Raw genomic sequence first — 22,527 nt, forward strand, 5'->3', positions numbered from 1 at the left:
GCGTGTATTGAATAGTAAAAAGCGATGAATTGTTAAGTAATTACATAATAAGTTCGAACTGTTGATCAATAAAAAATAAATATGACAGAAGTGATTAGCTAAAATGGGCTCTTCGTCAAGTTGTGTTGATGGATCCAATCGAAAATGGTGTACAGACGTAATCAAATTGCACGATGGAGATGGGAAAAAGCCTATTTAAGTGCATTCGTCGATCTCTATGATCGTTCGATTATCTCTTGGGAATTAGGTCATTCAGACAATAATTTACTTGTCGGGAATACGATAAAAAAGCAACGTATAAGAACTCTGGTGTACGACCATTCCCTCATAGTGATCGCGGATTTCAATACATGTCTTATGACTATAAGAAACTTGAAAAAAATATATGTTCAACAAAAGTATTTCTCGAATGGGGTGTTGTCTGGATAATCAACCGATTCAAACTTTGTTGGGAAACATTTAAAGAGAGAAAGTTTCATCAAGAAAGCTATCAGAGCTTTGAAGAGGAAAAGAAATCTGTAAGTAAATATATGCGGTACTATAATAACTACCGCTATTCGGAATCTTTAAATGCGCTTTCTCGGAAGGGGTTTAGAAAACAAACTGCATGAAAATAGGAATCGAGACACTCGATTCCTAATTTCATGCAGTTTGTTTTTTTCACTGTCTACTTGACGGGAGCCAATTCAACATTTTGCTAGATAGGCTTTATTAATTCAAAATAAAAATCGCGTAATTCAAGATAGATGCAAAAAACACCCATAAATAGTAAGGGATCGTCAACCACATTGCTGTGCGATTGTGCAGCCATAAATGATAGACCAAAGCTGTTAAGAAAATCATTAATAAAGTGATATCGATTGCTGAAATCAAAGTATTTCCAAGGTTGAAGAATAAAGCTGACCATAAAAGGTTGAAGATGAATTGAATAGTAAAGAGCCATAGTAGTTTAGAGCGGTGTTTTTGATTTTGTGTATTTAGAATAAAGTACAAAGAAATGCCTATTAAAATATAGAGGACCGTCCACATAGGACCAAAAATCCAACTAGGTGGTGCAAAAGCTGGGAGTTGTAACGAGTAATAATATCTTCCTGGATTGCCGCTAAGAATGCCAGATAAAAATCCTAGAGCAACGATTCCGATAATGCAAACCCACAAACGATAATCTTTTAATCGATTGATAGTGTATACCATAAAAAAAACTCCTTTCTTTAGACAGTTTAACATAATTATTTATAACATCACCTATTTATGACTTGTAATTTTTTAAGTTATTTTAAAAAATGTTAATATAGCGTACATATTGACCAGAATAAATTAGTAACGGGGTGATTAAATCGTTGTTTAAAGCTATTTTAAGTTGATTTTAAAACGTTGTTGCAATACCGAACATTTTCGTTTTTACTTTTTTATTTAACTATAAAACGGAGATAAAACGATTAAATAACCTTAATTTTTTATTTGTTTTTGTTATATTATTTTGAGTTATCTGATATTATAAAATTTGTAATCGATTACGAACAAGGGAAATGAATTAGTTGAATGGGGAGAGTTTAAAAAAATGAAGAAAAAAAGTATAAAAAGATTATTAGCTGGAGCGGCTTTGTGTAGCTTATTGGTTGCACCGTTGTTTTTAAATGAAGAGCAAGGAGCGGCAACAGAGCAAACAGTTCGCGCAACACCTGATTTTGGTGTAGGTCAAGGGATCGAGTGGCCAGAACAAGTCGTAGCACCATTTGTAGATATCACGGCGTATACTTCAGATGAAGTGCTGTCAAATAAAGGTGCCTTGAATATGGCAGCAATTACTAGAGAAACAGGTCAACGTTTCTTTAATCTAGGGTTTATGCAAGCTAGAGGAATCAAAAATGGTAAACTTGATTGGGCTTGGGGAAGTTTCAATGGTTTAAGTGAAAGTGATAGTGACCAATGGCAATATGAAGGAATCAAGCAATCGATCCGTGAGTTAAGAGAAGTAGGCGGAGATGCAGCTGTGTCATTTGGCGGATTAAATTCTGGTGCCTTCTGGGAAGTAACGCAAGATGAAGATATGCTTTATGATGCTTACATGGAAGTAATCCAAGGTTATGGTTTTACACGTATTGACTTTGACGTAGAAGCGGCTGCTATGGGGTACCACGAAAATTTAGCAAATGCGAAAGCAGTAAAACGATTACAAGATGCAACTGGGGTTGATGTGACGTTGACATTACCAGTTATGCCTACAGGATTGATCTCAACAGGATTATCTGTCTTGCAAGCTTATTTAGAAGCGGGTGTTGACTTAACTAACGTGAATATCATGACGATGTGTTATGGATCAAGTGTGACGGACTATGCGCAAGGTTCATTAGATGCGGTAGACAATACAATGGTCCAATTGAAAAATCACTACAAACAATACGCTGGTAAAACATTAACGGATGAGCAAGCTTATGCAAAATTAGGTACGACTCCTTCTGTAGGTTTTGAAAATGAACAACATCCTTACTTTACAACAGATATGTTCAACTTGGTTGTACAACATGCCAAAGAACGCAAAATCGGTATGGTATCATATTGGTCTATGAACCGTGATGCAAAAGTGGACGGCGGACAAGGGCAAGTGAAAAACCAATATGAATTCTTAACTGTCGGTCAAAGTTTTACAGATGGTTCTGAAATGCCTGAAGATACACAAAACCCATCAACACCGACAAATGTAGGTTCAGATTTCATTACGACACAGCGTGCGCGTATCAATTGGACAGCGTCAACGGATAATGACCGCATTGCTCGTTATAATCTTAAATTAACTGGTGCAGGCGAAACAGTATCAGCGACAACGATGGCTGTGTCTCATACCTTTGAAAACTTGAAGAGCAATACGACTTACACAGTTGAAGTGATTGCAGAAGACCGTTCTGGAAATGTTTCGGATGCAGCAACTTATACTTTTACTACGCTTGAAGAATCAGAATCTACTCTACCCGCTTGGGACCCTGCAACAGTTTACTTAGGTGGAGAGCGTGTTACATATGAAGGGCTGATCTATGAAGCGAAATACTGGACGCAAAATGATATTCCAAGTGAATCTGGTCCGTATGGTCCGTGGAAACTTGTAACTAAATAACCTGTATTTTTCATATTACTCCATAAATAAAATGATAAATTGTAAAAAAATATTAATAACTTGTATTAAAAAATGATATTTAAGTTATTATTGATATAGATATGTAAAAGAAGAGAGCCTAAAATAAGCTCTCTTCTTTTTATTGAAAAAACAATATGCATAACGAAACATTAAGAAAATATTAAGTGTATAATAAAATCATTTAGGTGATTAACTATCTTTAGTGTCAATGAAACCCTATTAAATCAATCTTTAAATCTTTTTTTTGAAATCATTTCAACTAAAATAAAGTTATAAAAGCATAACGTTTGTTTTTATTTTAGAAAGCGTTTACAATGAACCTATCAAATATAGGAGGTTCAGTTATGAAAAAGTTTAGTGTTATGATGTTCGTAGGAATTGTTATGTTAGGTTTGTTTGGCTTTGGTACATCTGGTTATGCACATGGTTATGTAACATCTCCAGGGAGTCGTGCCTATTTCGGTACAGCAGCTGCAGGTAATTTGAATCAAAACGTTGGACGCGCACAATGGGAACCACAAAGTATTGAAGCGCCTAAAAATACATTTATCGATGGAAAAATCGCAAGTGCAGGTGTTAGCGGGTTTGAACCATTAGATGAACAGACAGCAAATCGTTGGCATAAAAGTGTAATTAATACTGGTCCTTTGAATATCACTTGGAACTTAACTGCACAACATCGTACAAGTACTTGGGATTACTATATTACAAAACCAGGTTGGAACCAAAATCAACCTTTGAAATTCAGCGATTTTGAATTGATCACAAAAATCGATGATAAAGCAACAGTTCCACCAAAAACAGTAAATCAAACAATTACTGTTCCTCAAGATAGAAAAGGCTACAACGTGATTTTAGCTGTTTGGAATATTTCAGATACAACAAATGCGTTCTATCAAGTAATTGATGTCAATGTTCAATAGACAAACCTTGAAGAGAAACCTTTTTAACTGATCATATAAAAGAACACCCATGAAGTGACTCTCATTTTCACTTCATGGGTGTTTATTTGTATGTTCGAACCATCTAAAATAAAAAGAGCGAGGTTCGATAATGATCCCATTTTTTGGCGAACTTCAGGTTGTATTGTATGATAGAGATAAGGACACCAAAAGGGTAGGGTTACGGAGGAAATCAAATGAAAAAATTTTTACGAAAAAAAAAGAAAAACAAAGAATCGATTGAAGATACTGTAATCGAAAACGAAGAAATAAAAGTAGAAGAAACATTGGAGCAAACGCCTGAGGAACAAAAAGAATTTGCTTCCTTTTTTGCTGAAACAATGAAAAGACTTCCTCAAAAAACATCCGCAGCTATTTTACGAAATTTTGATTCGTCAAAAAGCAAAGCGGAACAAACATTAGCAAAGAGTAAAACACAGTTCGACCGTCTGTTTGAAGAATTCTTAAAAGGGGTAGACGAACCCTTACGTAGAAAATGCCATGCAACGATTCATGCGGCCTCTTTGACAGCGGCGATCATCGGTTGTTCACCGATCCCTTTTTCAGATGCTTTTTTACTTGTACCTGTTCAGCTAACGATGATGGGACGTCTCCACAAGTTATTTGGACAATCATGGTCTGAATCATTAGGTAAAAGCGTCTCAAAAGAGTTGATCGTTGTTAGTTTAGGTAGAAGTGCAGTAGGGAATATCATTAAGATCATTCCGGCAGTAGGTACAGTGGCTGGTGCAGCGATCAACGCAACAGTCGCTAGTACGATCACCGAATCATTAGGCTGGATAACAGTAAAAATGCTGAATGATGGCGAAGATATTTTTGATGATGTCATGTCTTTCAAAGGGCAAGTTCAAACACTTTTTACTTTATTGAAACGAAAAAAACAAATGAAATAAGGTTTGATCAGAAATAATCGGATAAAAAATAAGCATTGACCTCTGAAATAGTTTTGACTATTAAGCAGAGAGAAATGCTTATTTTTTTTAAGGATTCTGGCTGGCGCTATTGAATTATTTTTTTGTTAATTTCACGACGACTTCACAGCGTGCTGTTTGAGGGAACATGTCGACAGACTGTAGATACTCGACGTGAAATACTTTCGCTAATTGGACGAGGTCTCTTGCTAAAGTCGAAACATTGCAAGAAATATAAACTAATTTTTGCGATGGATTTTTTAAAATTGCTTGGATCAACTGCTCATCCAAACCAGTACGTGGCGGATCAACGATGATCCCATCTGGACGAAAGCCTTCATTCAACCACTTTGGTAAGAGCTCTTCCGCCGTTCCCACTTCATAACGAGTATTCTCATATCCTAAACGTTGTGCGTTTTTCTGTGCATCTGCAATGGCTTGGGGGATGGTATCCATTCCGCGTACTTCTTTTGCTTTGTTTGCCACACTTAAACCAATTGTCCCAACACCACAATAAGCATCTACGATCGTTTCTTCTGGTTGAATGGCTAAAGCTTTGATTCCTTCGCCGTATAAGACTTCTGTTTGTTGAGGATTCAACTGGAAAAAGGCACGAGGTGAAAGATCAAAAGTTACTTCATTGATTCGTTCCTCAATGGCTTCTTTTCCCCAAAGGTGTTTTGTTTCGTCACCCATCACAAGGGAGGTTTTTAAAGGCTGCACGTTTTGCATGATCGAAACGACTTCAGGGAGTTGTTGATTGATCTCGCGAATCAGGGCATTTTTTTGTGGGAATTTTTGACTCCTAGTGATAAAAACAACTTGTAGCTCACCTGTCTGTATACCCACTCGGACCATGATCGTGCGGAAAATCCCGCTATCCGCACGTTCATCATAAATCGGTAAATCATATTTATTCAATAAATCGACGACTGTATTCATCACTTTTTGTGTCGCTGGCTCTTGCACTAAACAATCAGTGATCGCTACTAAGTCATGAGAATTGGCTTGATAGAGTCCAGCTTCGATTTTGTCTGTCTGTTTATTTTTCCTCAATTGAAATTGTGCTTTGTTCCGATAACGCCAAGGATCATCCATTCCAATCGTCGGTAAAAGTGGATACTCACGATAACCGGCGGGTTTGAATTTTTCTAAAGCTTGCAAAAGCAAATCTTTTTTGAAATCGAGTTGTGCATGGTACGCTAAATGTTGCAATTGGCAACCACCACATTCATAGTAGACTGGACATGGAGCAGTCACACGGTCACTACTTGTTTTTTTGACTTTAACGAGCTGTCCTTCGGCATAGCGAGGGGTCGCTTTGGTGATCTTCACTAGGACTTCTTCTTTAGGAAGGGCATACGGAACAAAGACGATCATGCGTTTAAAGTAGCCGATTCCTTCTCCGTTGATCCCTAAACGTTTGATTTTTAATGTGATCGTTTGGCCGTTTTTAACAATTGCTTCTGGCATAGGTATCTCCCTTTTTATCATTATGTGGCTATATTCTAACATATTATAGCGAAAGTTGGGGATTTTCTATGTTATGATAGGAATATATGTTCGAGGAGGGATAGTTTGCTTTCTATTGCAAGAATCAGTAAAGGCAAGGGGCCTTTTTATCAGATTGATCTATCAGATGGCGAAACACTACAAGTATCAGAAGATATTTTAGTACGCTATCGTTTATTAAAAGGACAAGAATTGACAGAAGATAAATTAGCTGAAATCAAAAAGAGTACAGGTTATGATTTTGGCTTACAGCAAGCATTGAATTATTTGAGTTATCAACTAAGAACGGAAAAAGAAATTCGGATCTATTTAAAAGACAAAGAAATAGGACAAGAAGACCGTCATAAAATCGTTGAAAAATTAAAAGAATTAGGCCTGATTGACGATCTGACATTTGGTGAAAGTTACGTCCGTACGAATATGCGTTTGAGTGACAAAGGACCAAAAAAATTGGCACAACAAATGCAACAAAAAGGGCTATCACCAGAAGTGATCGAGCAGTCTTTAAGCCAGTATCCATTTGACGAGCAAGTAGAAAATGCGCGACAAACAGCAGAAAAGACTTATGAAAAAAATCGTGCCAAAAGTCAAAAGGATCTATTACGGAATATCCAACAGAAGTTGATGACAAAAGGATTTACCAATGATGTGATCCAAGAAGCGATGCAAACATTACCCCAAGAAACCGATCCAGAAGCTGAATACGAGCTTTTAGTACAACAAGGGGAGAAAATCTGGCGTAAGAATAGTCGCTTTGAACCTCAGAAGAGAAAGATGAAAGTAAAGCAGAGTCTCTATCAAAAAGGCTTTGATTTTGAGATGATCCAGCGCTTTATTTTAGAAAAGGAAGAAGAAGCAAGTGAGTAGAGAATGGGAAAACTGGTCCTTAGAAAAAACAAAAGAATTTCAAGAACGTTTTATTGAATGGTATGAGCTTGAAAAGAGAAATCTCCCTTGGCGTTATAATCAAGACCCTTATCGTATTTGGATATCAGAAATCATGTTGCAACAAACCAGAGTCGATACAGTCATTGATTATTTTTATCGCTTTATGGAGTGGTTCCCAACCATCGAAGCGTTGGCGCAAGCACCTGAAGAAAAACTGTTGAAAGCTTGGGAAGGCTTAGGTTACTACTCGAGGGCCAGAAATATTCAAGCTGCTGCAAAACAAATCATGGAAGATTTTGACGGAAAGATGCCACAAACACCGGAAGAAATCAGTACATTAAAAGGGATCGGTCCTTATACGACAGGGGCAATCGCAAGTATTGCTTTTGGGGTACCTGAACCAGCGATCGATGGAAATGTCATGCGTGTGGTTAGTCGGCTGTTCTGTATTGAAGAAGATATTGCGAAAGCATCAAGTCGCAAAGTATTTGATCAAGCCATGCGGAAAATCATTGACGAAGAGCATCCGGGTGAGTTCAATCAAGCATTGATGGATCTTGGCTCAGCAATCTGCACGCCGACCTCGCCTAAATGTGAGGAATGCCCGATCCAAGCTTTTTGTTTAGCAAAAGAAAAAGGGATCCAAACCGCCTATCCTGTCAAAACAAAAAAAGCAAAGCCTCGAGATGTTTATTATGTTTGTGCCGCGATTGAAAACGCAGAAAGTGCTTTTTATTTTGAACAACGAGATCAACAAAAATTACTGGCTGATATGTGGACATTTCCGATGGTAGAAGTAACGAAAGAGGTATACGAAAAACTAGAAACAGACTGGCAACCTAAGAACGAAATCAGTTTATTCGATGAGGTTTTAGTCGCTGAAGATGGTGCTTCAGTATTGCCTTTTGCTCATGCGGACAAAGTCGTATGGCAAAAACGTCACTTAGGGGAAGTGACGCATATCTTCAGTCATTTGAAATGGCATGTTTTATTGTTTTATGGTCGGTTGCCTAAGACTGAAAAAGACCTATCTGAGACTGGCAAACAGACGCAGTGGCTGATACCAGAAGCATTTGAACAAGTAGTTTTCCCAAAAGTGCAAATGAAGCTCATCCAGCAGTTGGATAAAAATCGAAACAATAGTAATCCTTTCTAGGCAAAGATGATTTTTATTGCTATAATAATTATGATGTCGGTGTAATGAACACCCCAACACAAAGCACAAAATGTTGCTAAGGAAGGATTGCGATGGGAGTTCCAAAAGAAGGAGAGTTTGTAACGATCCAAAGTTATAAACACGACGGCAAATTGCATCGAACGTGGCGCGATACCATGGTATTGAAAACAAGCGAACATTCAATGATCGGTGTCAATGATCATACTCTTGTAACAGAGTCTGATGGACGACGTTGGGTGACGCGAGAACCAGCGATTGTATACTTTCACAAAAAATACTGGTTCAATGTAATAGCAATGATCAGAGAAAAGGGGGTTTCCTATTATTGTAATCTGGCTTCACCTTTTTTATTAGATGATGAAGCATTAAAATATATTGATTATGACTTAGATATCAAGGTTTTTCCTGATGGCGAGAAGCGCTTGTTAGATGTCGATGAATATGAAATGCATAGTCAAATGATGAATTATCCAAGTGATATTGACTTCATTTTAAAAGAGAACGTGAAGATTTTGGTTGACTGGATCAATAATGGAGATGGCCCATTCTCAGAAGGCTATATTGATATTTGGTATGACCGTTACAAGCAATTGTCGCAAAAGTAAACGAAAACAGTAAGTAAGTGAAGGAATCTTCATCTTGCTTACTGTTTTTACTTGGATGCTTCACAAGTTTTTTTTCATGTTGAGATGTTGGATGCCCGCATCTTCGAAGACTTCACCGTAGGCTTGATAATCAAGCTTCTCGTAAAAAGGAATAGCGGTCAGTTGAGCGCCTAATTTTATCGTATCAAAGCCTTGGTTTTTAGCAAAAGCCTCTGCTTCTCTTAGCAAGACTTGCCCCAAACCTTGTTGACGGTATTCAGCAAGGATCGCCATACGTTGGACTTTTATCTGGCCATTTTCGAGTGGCAGTAAACGAACAGTACCTTGCGCCTCCTGTGCATCTGTATAAAGGACGAAATGGATACAATGTGCCTCATCCTGATCGATTTCTCTCTCAAAGGGAACACCTTGCTCGACAACGAAGACTTGGTTTCTGATACGTACAGCATCGAGATAGATCGGACTCATCGTATCTTTTGTATGAACTACTTTCATCAAACAGCCACCTTTCTTTTCAGTAGTATACTGTAAAGTGATCGGAATGGAAAGTGCATAAAATAAAATCAAAAATAACAGATTTTTTCAAAAGAATGTTATATACTATCATAAAAAAAGGAAAGAAGTGAATTATTTGTTCGATAAGTTAAAACAATCAAAGTTGATGTTCTGGTCATTCGAATTGTTGATTTTAGCAACATTGATCTTAGTCTCCTCGAAAATCAGCTTTGTCTTCCAACCAATCGGGACATTCTTCTCCACATTATTTGCACCAGTTTTGATTGCTGGTTTTTTGTATTATATTTTGAATCCAATCGTTGGATTATTGATGAAAACAAAAATAAAACGGATCTGGGCAGTAGCAATTGTACTGTTATTGTTAGTTGCCGCTCTGGTCTGGATCTTGTTAAGTGTTATCCCAAGTTTAGTCCAACAAATATCTTCCTTGGCCTCTAACACGCCGAACTTTATTCGCCAAGTAGAGACTTGGTTAGCAGAAGTTGCGCAATGGTCCGTATTCAAAGATGTCGATATCAATAAATATTTTGAGCAATTGGATATTTCATATGGCACGATCATCCAACAATTTCTGAGTGGCTTGTCTAATAGCTTAGGTTCGATCGTTGGAACGATTGCTTCAGCGACCATCGTTATTATTACCGCGCCGTTCATCTTGTTTTACATGTTGAAAGATGGCGAAAAACTTGTACCAAACATCAAACGTTTCTTCCCAGAAAAACGAAGAGAGCAAATCGTTGAATTGTTAGGACAGTTGAATAAAACGTTAGCTAATTATATTAGTGGCCAAGCAATTGAATGCTTATTCGTTGGTACATTCACCTTTCTAGGTTATTTTGCATTAGGCGTAGATTACGCCTTCCTTTTCGGAGTAATTGCTGGTTTGACCAACCTCATTCCTTATTTAGGCCCATATTTAGGTTTAGCTCCTGCCTTTTTAGTGACAGTATTCAATGATCCATTCAAAGCATTGCTGTGTTGTGTGGTCGTTTTGATCGTTCAGCAACTAGACGGAAATATCATTTATCCGAATGTCATTGGTAAATCATTGAAGATCCATCCACTAACGATCATTATCGTTCTACTTGTTGCAGGAAACATTGCCGGATTACTTGGGATTTTTCTGGGTGTACCTTTTTATGCGATCTGTAAAACAATCATTTCTTATGTTGTCAAGATCGTAAAAGAAGATAAACAAAACGAGAACAAGAAAAAAATAGCGACGACTCTTGAATCTTAATGATCGAATGGCTATTTTTATTGCAAAGAAAATCGCTTTATGATACCATTTTAACGTGGCTACCTTTAGCCACGTTTTTTTCTTTAAAAAAATAAAAATATAAATGAATAAGGAGAGAATGCGATTATGAATGCTGACCCTGAGAGTCAGTCGCTGTTAGCGCAAATTTTATTATTGATCATTTTGACATTGATCAATGCTTTTTTAGCAGCTTCCGAAATTGCAGTTGTATCGATCAATAAAAATCGGATCGAACAAAAAGCGGAAGAAGGAGATGTTAAATCTAAAAAGCTTTTAAAAATATTGCAGAACCCAAATAACTTCCTATCAACTATCCAAGTAGGAATCACTTTGGTCAATATTTTATCTGGTGCATCTTTAGCTAATACTTTATCCGTAAGATTAGCCCCACTATTAGGTGGCGGTGCCGCAGCAAGAAGTATTGCAAATATTATCGTACTGGCTATTTTGACCTATGTTTCGATTGTTTTTGGAGAATTATACCCGAAAAGGATCGCTTTGAATAAATCAGAAGAGGTAGCGAATTTTACCTCAGGTATGATCCGAATGATTGGTGTCGTAGCGAAACCTTTCGTGTGGCTATTGTCTGCATCTACCAGCTTGTTGGCACGGATAACACCAATGACTTTTGATGATGAAGATTCAAAGATGACCCGCGACGAAATGCGGTATATGCTTGAAAACGAAGGGGTATTGAACAACGAAGAGTTGGAAATGCTTCAAGGTGTCTTTTCCTTAGACACAAAAGTTGCAAGGGAAGTAATGGTTCCTCGAACAGATGCTTTTATGATCGACATTAATGACTCCATTGAAGAAAATGTCAACGAAGTACTATCGGAGAATTACTCAAGAATTCCTGTTTATAATGAAGACAAAGATAAAGTTGTTGGAATTCTTCATACGAAAAATTTATTAAAAGCTGCCCATAAATTTGGGTTTGAACACTTAGAAATCAAAAAAATCATTCAGGAACCACTTTTTGTTCCAGAAACGATTTTTATTGATGATCTATTATATGAAATGAAAAAAACACAAAATCAAATGGCGATCCTGTTAGACGAATATGGGGGAGTCGTAGGTTTAGCGACATTAGAAGACTTACTTGAAGAAATCGTTGGAGAAATCGATGATGAGTCAGACGAAGTAGAAAATCTCTACGAACAAGTCGGTGACTATGAGTATATCATCCAAGGTCGCATGTTGATCGATGAATTTAATGAGGCGTTTGAAAGTAATCTTCACATGAGTGATGTGGATACGATGGCCGGCTATTTGATCACAGCTTTAGGTATGATTCCCGATGAAGGAGAAAAACTTTCATTTGATGTTGAAAATATTACCTTGATTTCTGAAGAAATGGAAGGTTCAAGAGTACTTAAAATTCGTGTGATCTTCCATGATCCAGAAGAAATAGAAGCTGAACCTGAAGAAGAACGTCGCTATTTCAAAAAAGATTTTGAAGATGACGAACCGCGAAGATAAAGCACCTTCGATGATCTTTTAACGAAACAAAGAGCGGATATATCACTTGCTGTATGAAGTGATGTATCTGTTCTTTTTTTGGAGATATCGAATGAAAAGAAAAAGTAAAACTGTTTCGCTTACTTTTTCAAATTGAAGATCCATGCTATACTATTTGAGTTGAAGAAAAGGATAGAGGAACTATCGAATAGTCGAAGGGGTTCTCTTTTATGAAGCAATAGACAAATGAAGAATGGAGTAAATTTATGAACAATCCAGAATTAAAACAGCAAGTGGACAATCGACGCACATTTGCGATCATTTCCCATCCGGATGCGGGGAAAACAACGATCACCGAACAACTGCTTTTATTCGGTGGTGCGATTCGCCAAGCAGGAACGGTCAAAGGGAAGAAAACAGGTAATTTTGCAAAATCTGACTGGATGGAAATCGAAAAACAACGTGGGATTTCTGTTACTAGTTCCGTGATGCAATTTGATTATCACGGTAAAAGAGTCAATATTCTAGACACACCTGGGCATGAAGATTTCTCAGAAGATACGTATCGTACGTTGATGGCTGTCGATAGTGCAGTCATGGTCATAGATAGTGCAAAAGGGATCGAGGCACAAACCAAAAAACTTTTCCAAGTAGTTAAAAGAAGAGGTATCCCTATTTTCACTTTCATCAATAAGTTGGACCGAGATGGTCGAGAACCGCTTGATCTATTAGAAGAATTAGAAGAGTTATTAGATATCGAATCTTGCCCAATGAATTGGCCAATTGGTATGGGTAAAGGATTGGAAGGATTATACGATATCCATCATAACCGAGTAGAATTCTATCGCCCTGAGAATTATCAAGATGAACGCTTAGCTCAATTAGATGAAGAGGGCCACTTGCCAGAAAATCATCCCCTAAGAAATAATTCATTGTACGAGCAAGTATTAGAAGAAGTAGAGCTGTTAAAAGAAGCCGGGGATTCCTTTAATGAAGAAAAAATTGCACGAGGAGAGCAGACGCCAGTATTTTTTGGTTCAGCTTTGACTAATTTCGGTGTTCAGACGTTTTTAGAAACATTCGTTGATTTGGCGCCATCTCCTTACGGACACAAAACCCGTGAAGATCAAGTAGTCAGCCCGTATGAACAAGAGTTTTCTGGTTTCGTCTTTAAGATCCAAGCCAATATGAATCCAGCTCACCGAGATCGTATTGCATTTGTACGGATTTGCTCAGGGACTTTTGAACGTGGAATGGACGTTTCATTGGAACGGACGAACAAAAAATTGAAATTGAGTAATGTCACGCAGTTTATGGCAGATGCCAGAGAAAACGTTGAAAATGCTGTAGCAGGAGATATCATTGGTGTATATGATACCGGAAATTATCAAATCGGCGACACATTATATGAAGGAAAACTAAAAGTAGCTTATGAAGAATTACCTTCATTTACGCCTGAGCTTTTCATGAAAGTAACGGCTAAAAATGTGATGAAACAAAAATCATTCCACAAAGGAATCAATCAATTGGTACAAGAAGGTGCCATCCAATTATATAAAACCTATGTGACTGAAGAATACATCATCGGGGCTGTTGGACAATTGCAATTTGAAGTTTTCCAATATCGGATGTTGAATGAGTACAATGCAGAAGTGATCATGTCGCCAATGGGTAACAAGATTGCTCGTTGGATCGAGCCAGAAGATCTGGATGAGAAAATGAGTTCGAGTCGTAATATCTTAGCGAGAGATCGCTTTGATCAACCGCTATTCTTATTTGAGAACCAGTTTGCAGAGCGTTGGTTTGCTGACAAGTATCCAAACGTAAAATTAAAAAGTTTGATGTAATCAGTGATTCTCGTTACTTGTCAGTTGCTTTATTTTTAACATAAAGCTTAAAAATATTCATTTAGCATATAAAAAAAACAAACACACGGCGATTCATGTTTTCAGTGAATTGTCGTGTGTTTGTTTTGGATTTTAACGTTTTTTTGGTTATTTTGAAAAAATCAATTATAATCAAATAAAAAAATAGATTAGAATATTTTTGCGTATGTATATATAAAATAAGCAAAGAAAGTAGGGAACAAATGGAAACAGAAATCGAAAAAAAACAGCGTATTGAAAGAAAAAAAGCAAAAATGCGTCGAGTATGTCAAATGTTGGATATTGAGAACTGGGAAAAAAATGAACGGATCGTCAAAGAAATCCGCTCGATCATCCAAGCGGATCGACCTGTAAAGGGGAGGGAAGTTGGAAATAGGAAAAAGAAAAAAAGGGAATGCCAAGTGCCGTCGACAAAACCCTTTTGATTCATGATTTAGTTTTTATATCTACATAGCAATTGGTGCATCTAAATTTCTTTTTGGAATAGAGATTTCTACTAATCCCGGTAACTCGATCACTTGGATGTCTTCAGGATGGTACTCAGCGTCATGGATTTTTTTTAAGAAGTAGTGTTGGATTTCTTCAATTTCCTTTGGTTGGATATTGCGATTTTCATTCATCAGAACGATTTCGTTGTGCTCAGGAGCTTCTGTATAAATAACGGTTGTATTTCCTGCGGTATACACCTTGACCATATGTGCATCTGTATTTTCCAACTGATTCAAAACTAATCGTGAATGGCTGTTTGTTACATTAACTAGTTTCATGGCGCTCACCTCTCTTATGTATTTAAGAAATAACTTACATTAATTATAATTTTTTTTTAGTAAAATGAACAGCATTTTGTCTTCTTAAATTTGAATGGAAGAGAAAAAATCGTTACTTTCTTTTCCAAAAATAAAAACAAAAGCGGAGAGTGGCAAACTCTCCGCTCGATTTTTACTACCATTCCAATATGGAATTACTCTGTCGATTCGTTGTTTGCTTCTTTGACTAAACGTTCAGGTTTAGACGTAATGACGATTTTGTCGTCTTTATCTAATTTTGCTTTAAGATCTGAGATCGTTGGATGATCAAGATAGAATTCGGCAATGCCGTCTTCAATTTGTTCTTGGATCGTCCGACGTAATGGTCGGGCACCCATTGCTGGATCGTAACCAAGATCAACCAGCTTTTCTTTGACATTCGTAGGAACGTCCACATGTAATTGTTGAGCCGCCAACAATTGGTTGACATCATCAAGCATGAGAGTAACGATCGTCATCAAGTTTTCTTTTGATAAAGCACTGAACTCGATGATTCCATCAAAACGATTCAAGAATTCTGGTGTGAAATAGTTATTCAATTGATTCAAGACAGAACGAGTCACACCTTCACGAGCAGCACCAAAGCCAACATTGGCTTCTACTTTTCCAGTTCCTGCATTACTTGTCATGATGATGATTGTATCTTTGAAGCTGACTGTACGACCTTGCGCATCGGTTAAACGTCCATCATCTAAGATTTGTAGGAACATGTGTAAGACATCTGGATGTGCTTTTTCTACTTCATCAAGCAAAACCAAACTATACGGATTTCTACGTACTTTTTCAGTCAATTGACCAGCTTCTTCATAGCCGACATAGCCTGGAGGAGAACCAATCAATTTTGCGACACTGTGTTTTTCCATGTATTCTGACATATCGAAACGAATCATTGACTCTTCAGATCCAAATAATTCGTAGGCTAGTTGCTTCGCTAATTCTGTCTTACCAACACCAGTAGGACCAACAAATAAGAAAGAACCAATTGGACGGTTTTTCTTACTTAAGCCAACTCGATTACGACGAATGGCTTTGGCTACCCGATCAACCGCATTATCTTGCCCAATCACATGTTTTTTCAAGTCGTCTGCTAAGTTTTTCAATTGGGTTTGTTCTTTTTCTTTTAATTCACCAACAGGGATGCCTGTACGCTGTTCAACGATTTTTTCCATGTCTTTCTCAGAGATCACTGGGATTTCTTCTTCTGAAAGTTGACGTTCTTGCATTTTTTTCAATTTATTGATTTGATCGCGATAATAAGCTGCTTTTTCGAAATCTTCTTCTTTAGAAGCCAACAACTTTTGTTCTTCCGCTTCTTCTAATTTCTTTTCGATCATTTTTGGATCAACGATTTGGATCGTCAAGTTTTTCTTAGATCCTGTTTCATCCAGTAAATCAATGGCTTTATCCGGTAAAAAGCGATCTTGGATATAACGATTGGACAATCTAGCCGCAGCTTCGATCGCAGCATCTGTATATTTGACGTGATGGTAGTCTTCATAGCGCTTTTGCAATCCTTGTAAAATACTGATTGTTTCATCTACAGAAGGTTCATCGACACGAACAGGTTGCATCCGGCGCTCTAACGCAGCATCTTTTTCAATGATTCGGTATTCATTCAATGTTGTTGCCCCAACCATTTGTAATTCGCCACGAGCTAACGCGGGTTTTAATATATTTCCGGCATCCATGTTACCATCACCAGCTGAACCAGCCCCAACGATTTCATGAACTTCATCTATAAATAAAATGACATTTTCTGCTTGTCTGATTTCTTCAATCAGTTTTTGCATCCGTTCTTCAAATTGTCCTCTGATTCCTGTGCCTTGGACAAGTGAAACAACATCTAAACGAATTACTTCTTTATCTAGTAATTTTTGTGGAACATCGCCATCAACGATTTTTTGAGCGAGTCCTTCAACCACAGCCGTTTTACCGACACCTGGTTCCCCGATCAATACAGGGTTGTTCTTTGTACGGCGATTCAAGATTTCGATCACGCGCTTGATTTCATCATCTCGACCGATGACTGGATCGATTTCACCTTGGCGCGCTTCTTCTGTGATATTGATACCGTATTCGCCTAAAAGACCATCTGAAGCGGGTCCTTGTGGTGGTTGTCCACCATTGAAGTTGTTGTTCCCACCAAATTGAGTAGGGGGAGTTTGTTCATAATTTCCTTGTTGTTGCATTTGACGAGACATCGAACGAAACAGATCGTCCAAACTCCCAAAGCCAAATGGATCATTTTGGGCCATACTTGTTAGACCTCCATTTTGCTGATTTTTGATTTTTTGGTAACAGCTCTGACAATAGTCAAGTTGTGTACGTTGGCCATTGACAGTCGCATACAAGTGAATCGTTGCTTCATTTTTTCCACAGTTTTGACAAAGCATAAAACATTCACGTCCTTTCAAACATTGGTCATTAAGTCTATTTTACATCGCGCCTATCTTTGGGTAAAAGAATAACACTCGATTAACAAACCTTATAAAAGTCATGCCTTGTTGACCATTACTGACCATTTAATTTTATTATACTAATTTTTTGAATAGACGCAAGCAATTGATTCTTTTGTTCAGGCAATGTGACAAAACATTTGGGTACGAGTCTCAAGTTGTCGTCGAATCTGTAGGGGAATATAGCTAAAATCTCATGAATGGTTCAACCACTCGACAATCACTGAGGGGCGAGACGGTTTATTAGATATAAAAAAACATGGAATTTATTAAAACAGGAATAATCGTAACTACACATGAAACAGTTCTACAGAATAGTTTACTGGATTTTCTCTCAATTTAAATGAAAACTGTTGTATCTAAGGAAAAAAAATGGTAATCTTTACAGATGAAAGGGTTCATCTGATTAGTTCTATCATGGATTGCTAAAAAAGAAAACCCTCACATAAAAACAACACTCACTTAAAGGAGACCGATTAATATGGAAAAGAAAGAATTTCACGTAGTAGCAGAAACTGGGATCCACGCACGTCCAGCTACACTATTAGTACAAACAGCAAGCAAATTTAACTCTGATGTAAACTTAGAGTATAAAGGTAAATCAGTAAACTTAAAATCTATCATGGGCGTTATGTCTTTAGGTGTAGGTCAAGGTTCTGACGTTACTATCACTGCTGAAGGTGCTGACGAAGCTGACGCTATGGCAGCTATCGTTGAAACAATGAAGAAAGAAGGCTTATCTGAATAATGGTTGAAATGCTAAAAGGGATCGCCGCTAGTGACGGAGTAGCCGTTGCAAAAGCTTACCTGCTAGTTCAACCGGATTTATCATTCAGTAAGACGACAGTTGAGGATACTTCAGCTGAAGAAGCTCGCTTAGATGATGCTTTAGCAAAATCAACTGAAGAATTACAACAAATTCGTGAAAAAGCAGCGCAAAGCTTAGGTGAAGCAGAAGCGCAAGTATTTGACGCACATTTAATGGTTCTTTCAGATCCTGAAATGATAGGTCAAATCAAACAAAACATCAAAGATAACAGTGTAAATGCTGAATCAGCTCTTAAAGAAGTAACGGATATGTATATCGGTATGTTCGAAGCAATGGAAGATAATGCTTACATGCAAGAACGTGCAGCAGATATTCGTGACGTTGCAAAACGTATTTTAGCACATCTTCTAGGTGTGACTTTACCAAACCCTTCAATGATCAATGAAGAAGTTGTTGTCGTGGCGCATGATTTGACGCCAAGTGACACTGCTCAATTAGATCGTAACTTCGTAAAAGCTTTTGTAACAGATATCGGTGGACGTACATCGCATTCTGCAATCATGGCTCGTTCTCTTGAAATTCCAGCAATCGTTGGAACAAAAGAAATCACTGCGAAGGTAAAAGAAGGCGTAATGTTAGCTGTTAATGGGATCGAAGGCGATGTAGTCATTGAGCCAACAGCAGAACAAAAAGCCGAATTTGAAAAAATCGGTGCAGATTATGCTGCACAAAAAGCAGAATGGGAAAAACTGAAACATGCTGAGACAGTGACTGCCGATGGCAAACACTTTGAATTAGCAGCCAACATTGGTACACCTAAAGATTTAGTTGGTGTACACAACAATGGTGGTGAAGCAGTTGGACTTTATCGTACTGAATTCCTTTATATGGATTCACCAGACTTTCCTACTGAAGAAGACCAATACGTTGCTTACAAAGCAGTATTGGAAGGAATGGAAGGAAAACCTGTCGTTGTTCGTACAATGGATATCGGTGGAGATAAAGAATTACCATACTTGCAATTGCCGCATGAAATGAATCCTTTCTTAGGATACCGTGCATTACGTATCAGCTTGTCAGAACAAGGGGACGATATGTTCCGTACGCAAATGCGTGCGTTATTACGTGCCTCTGTACATGGAAACTTGCGTATCATGTTCCCAATGGTTGCTACACTAAAAGAATTCCGTGGTGCAAAAGCAATCTTTGAAGAAGAAAAACAAAAATTAGTAAATGAAGGCATTGAAGTCTCTGATTCGATCCAAGTAGGGATCATGATCGAGATTCCAGCTGCAGCCGTTATTGCGGATAAATTTGCTAAAGAAGTAGACTTCTTCTCAGTAGGAACAAACGACTTGATCCAATACACAATGGCAGCTGACCGTATGAACGAACGTGTTTCATACTTGTACCAACCATACAACCCATCAATTCTACGTTTGATCAAAAACGTCATTGATGCAGCACATGCTGAAGGTAAATGGGCTGGTATGTGTGGAGAAATGGCCGGCGATCAAATGGCTGTTCCTTTACTAGTAGGTATGGGATTAGATGAGTTCTCAATGAGTGCAACATCGATCTTAAAAACACGTAGCTTGATGAAACGTTTAGATACAAGCAAAATGGCGGAACTAGCGGATCGTGCCCTAAATGAGTGCGATACAATGGAAGAAGTCGTAGAACTTGTCAATGAATATCTAGCTTGATTTTCAGAACAGGCACAGTATTTTGCTGTGCCTGTTTTTTTGTCTTCTTGCAATAATAAATAAAATTCCGTTCCAACTTACAAGTTTGTTGGGAAAAAATCGGACTTAAGGTTGAGTGACAGCTTTCACGCTGTGTTATAATATAAGAGTGAGGGGGAACGTAGATGAAGGTATTATTATATTTTGAAAGTGAGAAGATACTTTCTAAGTCCGGCATTGGTCGTGCACTTGATCACCAAAAGCGTGCGCTTAAAGATGTAGGGATCTCCTATACTTTAGATAGTAAAGAAGACTATGATATTTTGCACATCAATACATATGGTATCAATAGTCACAACATGGTCAACAAAGCGCGTAGAAACGGTAAAAAAATTATTTATCATGCGCATTCAACGGAGGAGGATTTTCGTAATTCCTTTATCGGTTCGAATCAATTAGCACCATTTGTAAAAAAATATTTAGTCGGGTTGTATGAAAAGGCAGATTACTTGATTACACCAACTCCATATTCAAAAAAATTGTTACAAAGTTATGGCATCGATTTACCTATTCAATCGATTTCCAATGGGATCGATTTGGAAAAATACCAACCAGACCCTGTCAAAGAACAAAAATTCAGGGAGTACTTCAATCTTTCACCTGATCAAAAAGTGATTATTTGTGTAGGACTGTTCTTTGAAAGAAAAGGAATCATTGATTTTGTTGAAATAGCCAAACAATTACCAGAATATACATTCATCTGGTTTGGTCATGTGCCGATGTACTCGATCCCAAGTAATATCCGAAAAATCGTGAAAGAAGATCATCCCGATAATGTCATTTTTCCAGGCTATATTCGAGGAGAAATCATCGAAGGAGCTTACTCAGGAGCAGATCTGTTCTTTTTCCCTTCTTATGAAGAAACGGAAGGTATTGTGGTACTGGAAGCTTTAGCAAGTAAACAAAATGTGTTAGTACGTGATATTCCAGTCTATGATGGCTGGCTAGAAGACCAAAAAAATTGTTATATGGGGCGAAACAATGAAGAGTTTTCAAAACTCATTCAAAAAATCATTCAACATGAAGTACCTAGTTTAGTTGAATCTGGCTATCAAACGGCTGAAGAACGAAGTATCAAAAGAATTGGTCAACAACTTCAATCCGTTTATCAACAAGTGCTAAAGGCATCCGATTCTTCAGATGAACAAATGCAAGAATCAAAATAAAGGTAGTTTGGAGGCGAAAAAAGATGAAAATCGGCTTTTTTACCGATACCTATTTTCCACAGGTAAGTGGTGTAGCTACATCGATCAAGACATTAAAAGAAGAACTCGAAAAAATGGGACATGACGTATATATATTTACGACAACAGATCCCAATGCAGACAAGTTAGAAAAAGATGTGATTCGTATGCCAAGTGTTCCTTTTGTATCATTCAAAGAACGTCGAGTAGTGGTACGAGGAATGTGGTACGCCTATTTAGTGGCAAAAGAATTAGAGTTAGATCTTATCCATACTCACACTGAGTTTGGAGCGGGGGTTCTTGGCAAGATGGTCGCAAAAAAATTAAAAATCCCATCGATTCATACGTATCACACGATGTATGAAGATTACCTGCATTATATTGCAAAAGGGAAAGTGATTCGACAATCCCATGTCAAATACTTATCTCGTCTATTTGTGAACCATACGACAGGTGTGGTTTGCCCAAGTGAGCGTGTGATCGAGACATTGCGAAGCTATGGAGTGACAGCGCCATTACGAGTGATACCAACAGGGATCGATATCGAAAAATTTAAACGTCCAGAAATCACACAAGAACAAATCAATGAATTACGTACCTCATTAGGAGTAAAAGAAAACGGCTTGATGATTTTATCTTTAAGTCGAATCTCTTATGAAAAAAATATCCAAGCGTTGATCCAAGGGTTTCCAGAAGTCATCAAACACTATCCAGATGCACGACTAATCATAGTCGGAAATGGGCCTTATGTTGAGCAACTAAAAGAACTGATCACGTCGCTGGATTTAGCTGATGTGGTTCAATTTACTGGAGAAGTCGATAACAATGACGTCGCATTCTATTATCGGGCGGCTGATTATTTTGTGTGTGCTTCGACATCGGAAACACAAGGATTGACGTATACAGAAGCAATGGCAGCTGGTACACCATGTGTAGTTGAAGGAAATGATTATTTGAATCGTTTATTTGATCATGCTTCCCTTGGCCGAACATTTGAACGAGATGAAGACTTTGCACCTGCACTTATTGATTATATTGAAAGCAAAGTTGAAAAAAATCCAGAAGTGTTTGAAAAGAAACTTTACGAGATCTCTGCTACTCATTTTGGTCAATCAATGATCGAATTTTATGAAGATATGCTTGTGTATTACAAAGAAGAGATGCGTAAAAAAGAAGAAGAAGCATCCATTGAGCGGATTAAAATTAAATTAAATTCTTTCAAAAAATAAAAAAACAGTGAATAATCCTAAAAAAA

20 protein-coding genes are annotated in these 22,527 nt (G+C 37.6%); 15 read left to right on the plus strand and 5 right to left on the minus strand.

Annotated features, from left to right (window positions below; translation table 11 throughout):
- The first annotated feature begins 350 nt into the window (after positions 1-350).
- Positions 351-611: an IS3 family transposase gene (locus EM4838_RS17140; protein WP_071865979.1), complete on the plus strand. Its 261-nt coding sequence runs from the start codon at positions 351-353 to the stop codon at positions 609-611.
- Between the two features lie 100 nt (positions 612-711).
- Here the strand turns inward: EM4838_RS17140 and EM4838_RS03820 are convergent, their stop codons facing one another.
- Complete coding sequence (locus tag EM4838_RS03820) at positions 712-1,194, minus strand: TspO/MBR family protein (protein ID WP_071865980.1); 483 nt, start codon at positions 1,192-1,194, stop codon at positions 712-714.
- A 367-nt stretch (positions 1,195-1,561) separates the two neighbouring features.
- Between EM4838_RS03820 and EM4838_RS03825 the strand changes: the two genes are divergently transcribed.
- The 3 genes from EM4838_RS03825 to EM4838_RS03835 all read left to right on the plus strand — a co-directional run bounded on the left by EM4838_RS03825 (position 1,562) and on the right by EM4838_RS03835 (position 4,988).
- Positions 1,562-3,112: a fibronectin type III domain-containing protein gene (locus EM4838_RS03825; RefSeq protein ID WP_071865981.1), complete on the plus strand. Its 1,551-nt coding sequence runs from the start codon at positions 1,562-1,564 to the stop codon at positions 3,110-3,112.
- A gap of 365 nt (positions 3,113-3,477) precedes the next feature.
- Positions 3,478-4,056, plus strand: a complete 579-nt coding sequence (locus EM4838_RS03830; protein WP_071865982.1) for a lytic polysaccharide monooxygenase — start codon at positions 3,478-3,480, stop codon at positions 4,054-4,056.
- Positions 4,057-4,271: 215 nt separating this feature from the next.
- Positions 4,272-4,988, plus strand: a complete 717-nt coding sequence (locus tag EM4838_RS03835; protein WP_071865983.1) for a YcjF family protein — start codon at positions 4,272-4,274, stop codon at positions 4,986-4,988.
- Between the two features lie 114 nt (positions 4,989-5,102).
- Here the strand turns inward: EM4838_RS03835 and rlmD are convergent, their stop codons facing one another.
- On the minus strand, positions 5,103-6,479 hold the full coding sequence (gene rlmD, locus EM4838_RS03840) for a 23S rRNA (uracil(1939)-C(5))-methyltransferase RlmD (RefSeq protein ID WP_071865984.1): 1,377 nt from the start codon (positions 6,477-6,479) through the stop codon (positions 5,103-5,105).
- A 105-nt stretch (positions 6,480-6,584) separates the two neighbouring features.
- Between rlmD and recX the strand changes: the two genes are divergently transcribed.
- The 3 genes from recX (at position 6,585) to ntdP (ending at position 9,188) form a co-directional block, all read left to right on the plus strand.
- Positions 6,585-7,385 (plus strand): recombination regulator RecX, encoded by an 801-nt coding sequence (recX, locus tag EM4838_RS03845; RefSeq protein ID WP_071865985.1) that lies wholly within the window; start codon positions 6,585-6,587, stop codon positions 7,383-7,385.
- Positions 7,378-8,562 (plus strand): A/G-specific adenine glycosylase, encoded by a 1,185-nt coding sequence (gene mutY / locus EM4838_RS03850; protein WP_071865986.1) that lies wholly within the window; start codon positions 7,378-7,380, stop codon positions 8,560-8,562. The genes recX and mutY overlap by 8 nt, the downstream gene beginning before the upstream one ends.
- Before the next feature lie 92 nt (positions 8,563-8,654).
- Positions 8,655-9,188 carry a nucleoside tri-diphosphate phosphatase gene (ntdP, locus tag EM4838_RS03855; protein ID WP_010735893.1) on the plus strand — a complete coding sequence of 178 codons (534 nt, stop codon included), beginning with the start codon at positions 8,655-8,657 and terminating at the stop codon, positions 9,186-9,188.
- A 60-nt stretch (positions 9,189-9,248) separates the two neighbouring features.
- On the opposite strand, the gene EM4838_RS03860 is transcribed toward ntdP, so the two are convergent.
- Positions 9,249-9,683 carry a GNAT family N-acetyltransferase gene (locus tag EM4838_RS03860; protein ID WP_019722746.1) on the minus strand — a complete coding sequence of 145 codons (435 nt, stop codon included), beginning with the start codon at positions 9,681-9,683 and terminating at the stop codon, positions 9,249-9,251.
- 136 nt (positions 9,684-9,819) lie between these two features.
- Between EM4838_RS03860 and EM4838_RS03865 the strand changes: the two genes are divergently transcribed.
- The 4 genes from EM4838_RS03865 (at position 9,820) to EM4838_RS03880 (ending at position 14,737) form a co-directional block, all read left to right on the plus strand.
- Entirely contained in the window at positions 9,820-10,944 is a 1,125-nt protein-coding gene (locus tag EM4838_RS03865) for an AI-2E family transporter (protein WP_071865987.1), read from the plus strand.
- A gap of 126 nt (positions 10,945-11,070) precedes the next feature.
- Positions 11,071-12,447 (plus strand): hemolysin family protein, encoded by a 1,377-nt coding sequence (locus tag EM4838_RS03870; RefSeq protein WP_071865988.1) that lies wholly within the window; start codon positions 11,071-11,073, stop codon positions 12,445-12,447.
- A 245-nt stretch (positions 12,448-12,692) separates the two neighbouring features.
- Positions 12,693-14,273: a peptide chain release factor 3 gene (locus tag EM4838_RS03875; protein ID WP_071865989.1), complete on the plus strand. Its 1,581-nt coding sequence runs from the start codon at positions 12,693-12,695 to the stop codon at positions 14,271-14,273.
- A gap of 242 nt (positions 14,274-14,515) precedes the next feature.
- Positions 14,516-14,737 (plus strand): flagellar motor switch protein, encoded by a 222-nt coding sequence (locus tag EM4838_RS03880; RefSeq protein WP_071865990.1) that lies wholly within the window; start codon positions 14,516-14,518, stop codon positions 14,735-14,737.
- A 21-nt stretch (positions 14,738-14,758) separates the two neighbouring features.
- Here the strand turns inward: EM4838_RS03880 and EM4838_RS03885 are convergent, their stop codons facing one another.
- Together EM4838_RS03885 and EM4838_RS03890 are read right to left on the minus strand one after the other, a co-directional pair.
- On the minus strand, positions 14,759-15,079 hold the full coding sequence (locus EM4838_RS03885) for a DUF1827 family protein (protein ID WP_071865991.1): 321 nt from the start codon (positions 15,077-15,079) through the stop codon (positions 14,759-14,761).
- 194 nt (positions 15,080-15,273) lie between these two features.
- Positions 15,274-17,511 (minus strand): ATP-dependent Clp protease ATP-binding subunit, encoded by a 2,238-nt coding sequence (locus EM4838_RS03890; protein ID WP_071865992.1) that lies wholly within the window; start codon positions 17,509-17,511, stop codon positions 15,274-15,276.
- 544 nt (positions 17,512-18,055) lie between these two features.
- Between EM4838_RS03890 and EM4838_RS03895 the strand changes: the two genes are divergently transcribed.
- From EM4838_RS03895 to EM4838_RS03910, 4 genes are all read left to right on the plus strand, one after another.
- Positions 18,056-18,322 (plus strand): phosphocarrier protein HPr, encoded by a 267-nt coding sequence (locus EM4838_RS03895; protein WP_002287602.1) that lies wholly within the window; start codon positions 18,056-18,058, stop codon positions 18,320-18,322.
- Entirely contained in the window at positions 18,322-20,049 is a 1,728-nt protein-coding gene (ptsP, locus tag EM4838_RS03900) for a phosphoenolpyruvate--protein phosphotransferase (RefSeq protein ID WP_019723966.1), read from the plus strand. Before EM4838_RS03895 ends, ptsP begins: the two co-directional genes overlap by 1 nt.
- Before the next feature lie 164 nt (positions 20,050-20,213).
- A complete protein-coding gene (locus EM4838_RS03905) occupies positions 20,214-21,254 on the plus strand; it encodes an LTA glycolipid anchor biosynthesis glycosyltransferase, IagA/BgsA family (RefSeq protein WP_071865993.1) in 1,041 nt (346 codons plus the stop codon).
- Between the two features lie 23 nt (positions 21,255-21,277).
- Entirely contained in the window at positions 21,278-22,501 is a 1,224-nt protein-coding gene (locus EM4838_RS03910; RefSeq protein ID WP_071865994.1) for a glycosyltransferase family 4 protein, read from the plus strand.
- The last annotated feature ends 26 nt before the right edge of the window (positions 22,502-22,527 follow it).

This window comes from Enterococcus mundtii, from assembly GCF_002813755.1.
GTDB classification, from domain to species: Bacteria; Bacillota; Bacilli; order Lactobacillales; family Enterococcaceae; genus Enterococcus_B; species Enterococcus_B mundtii.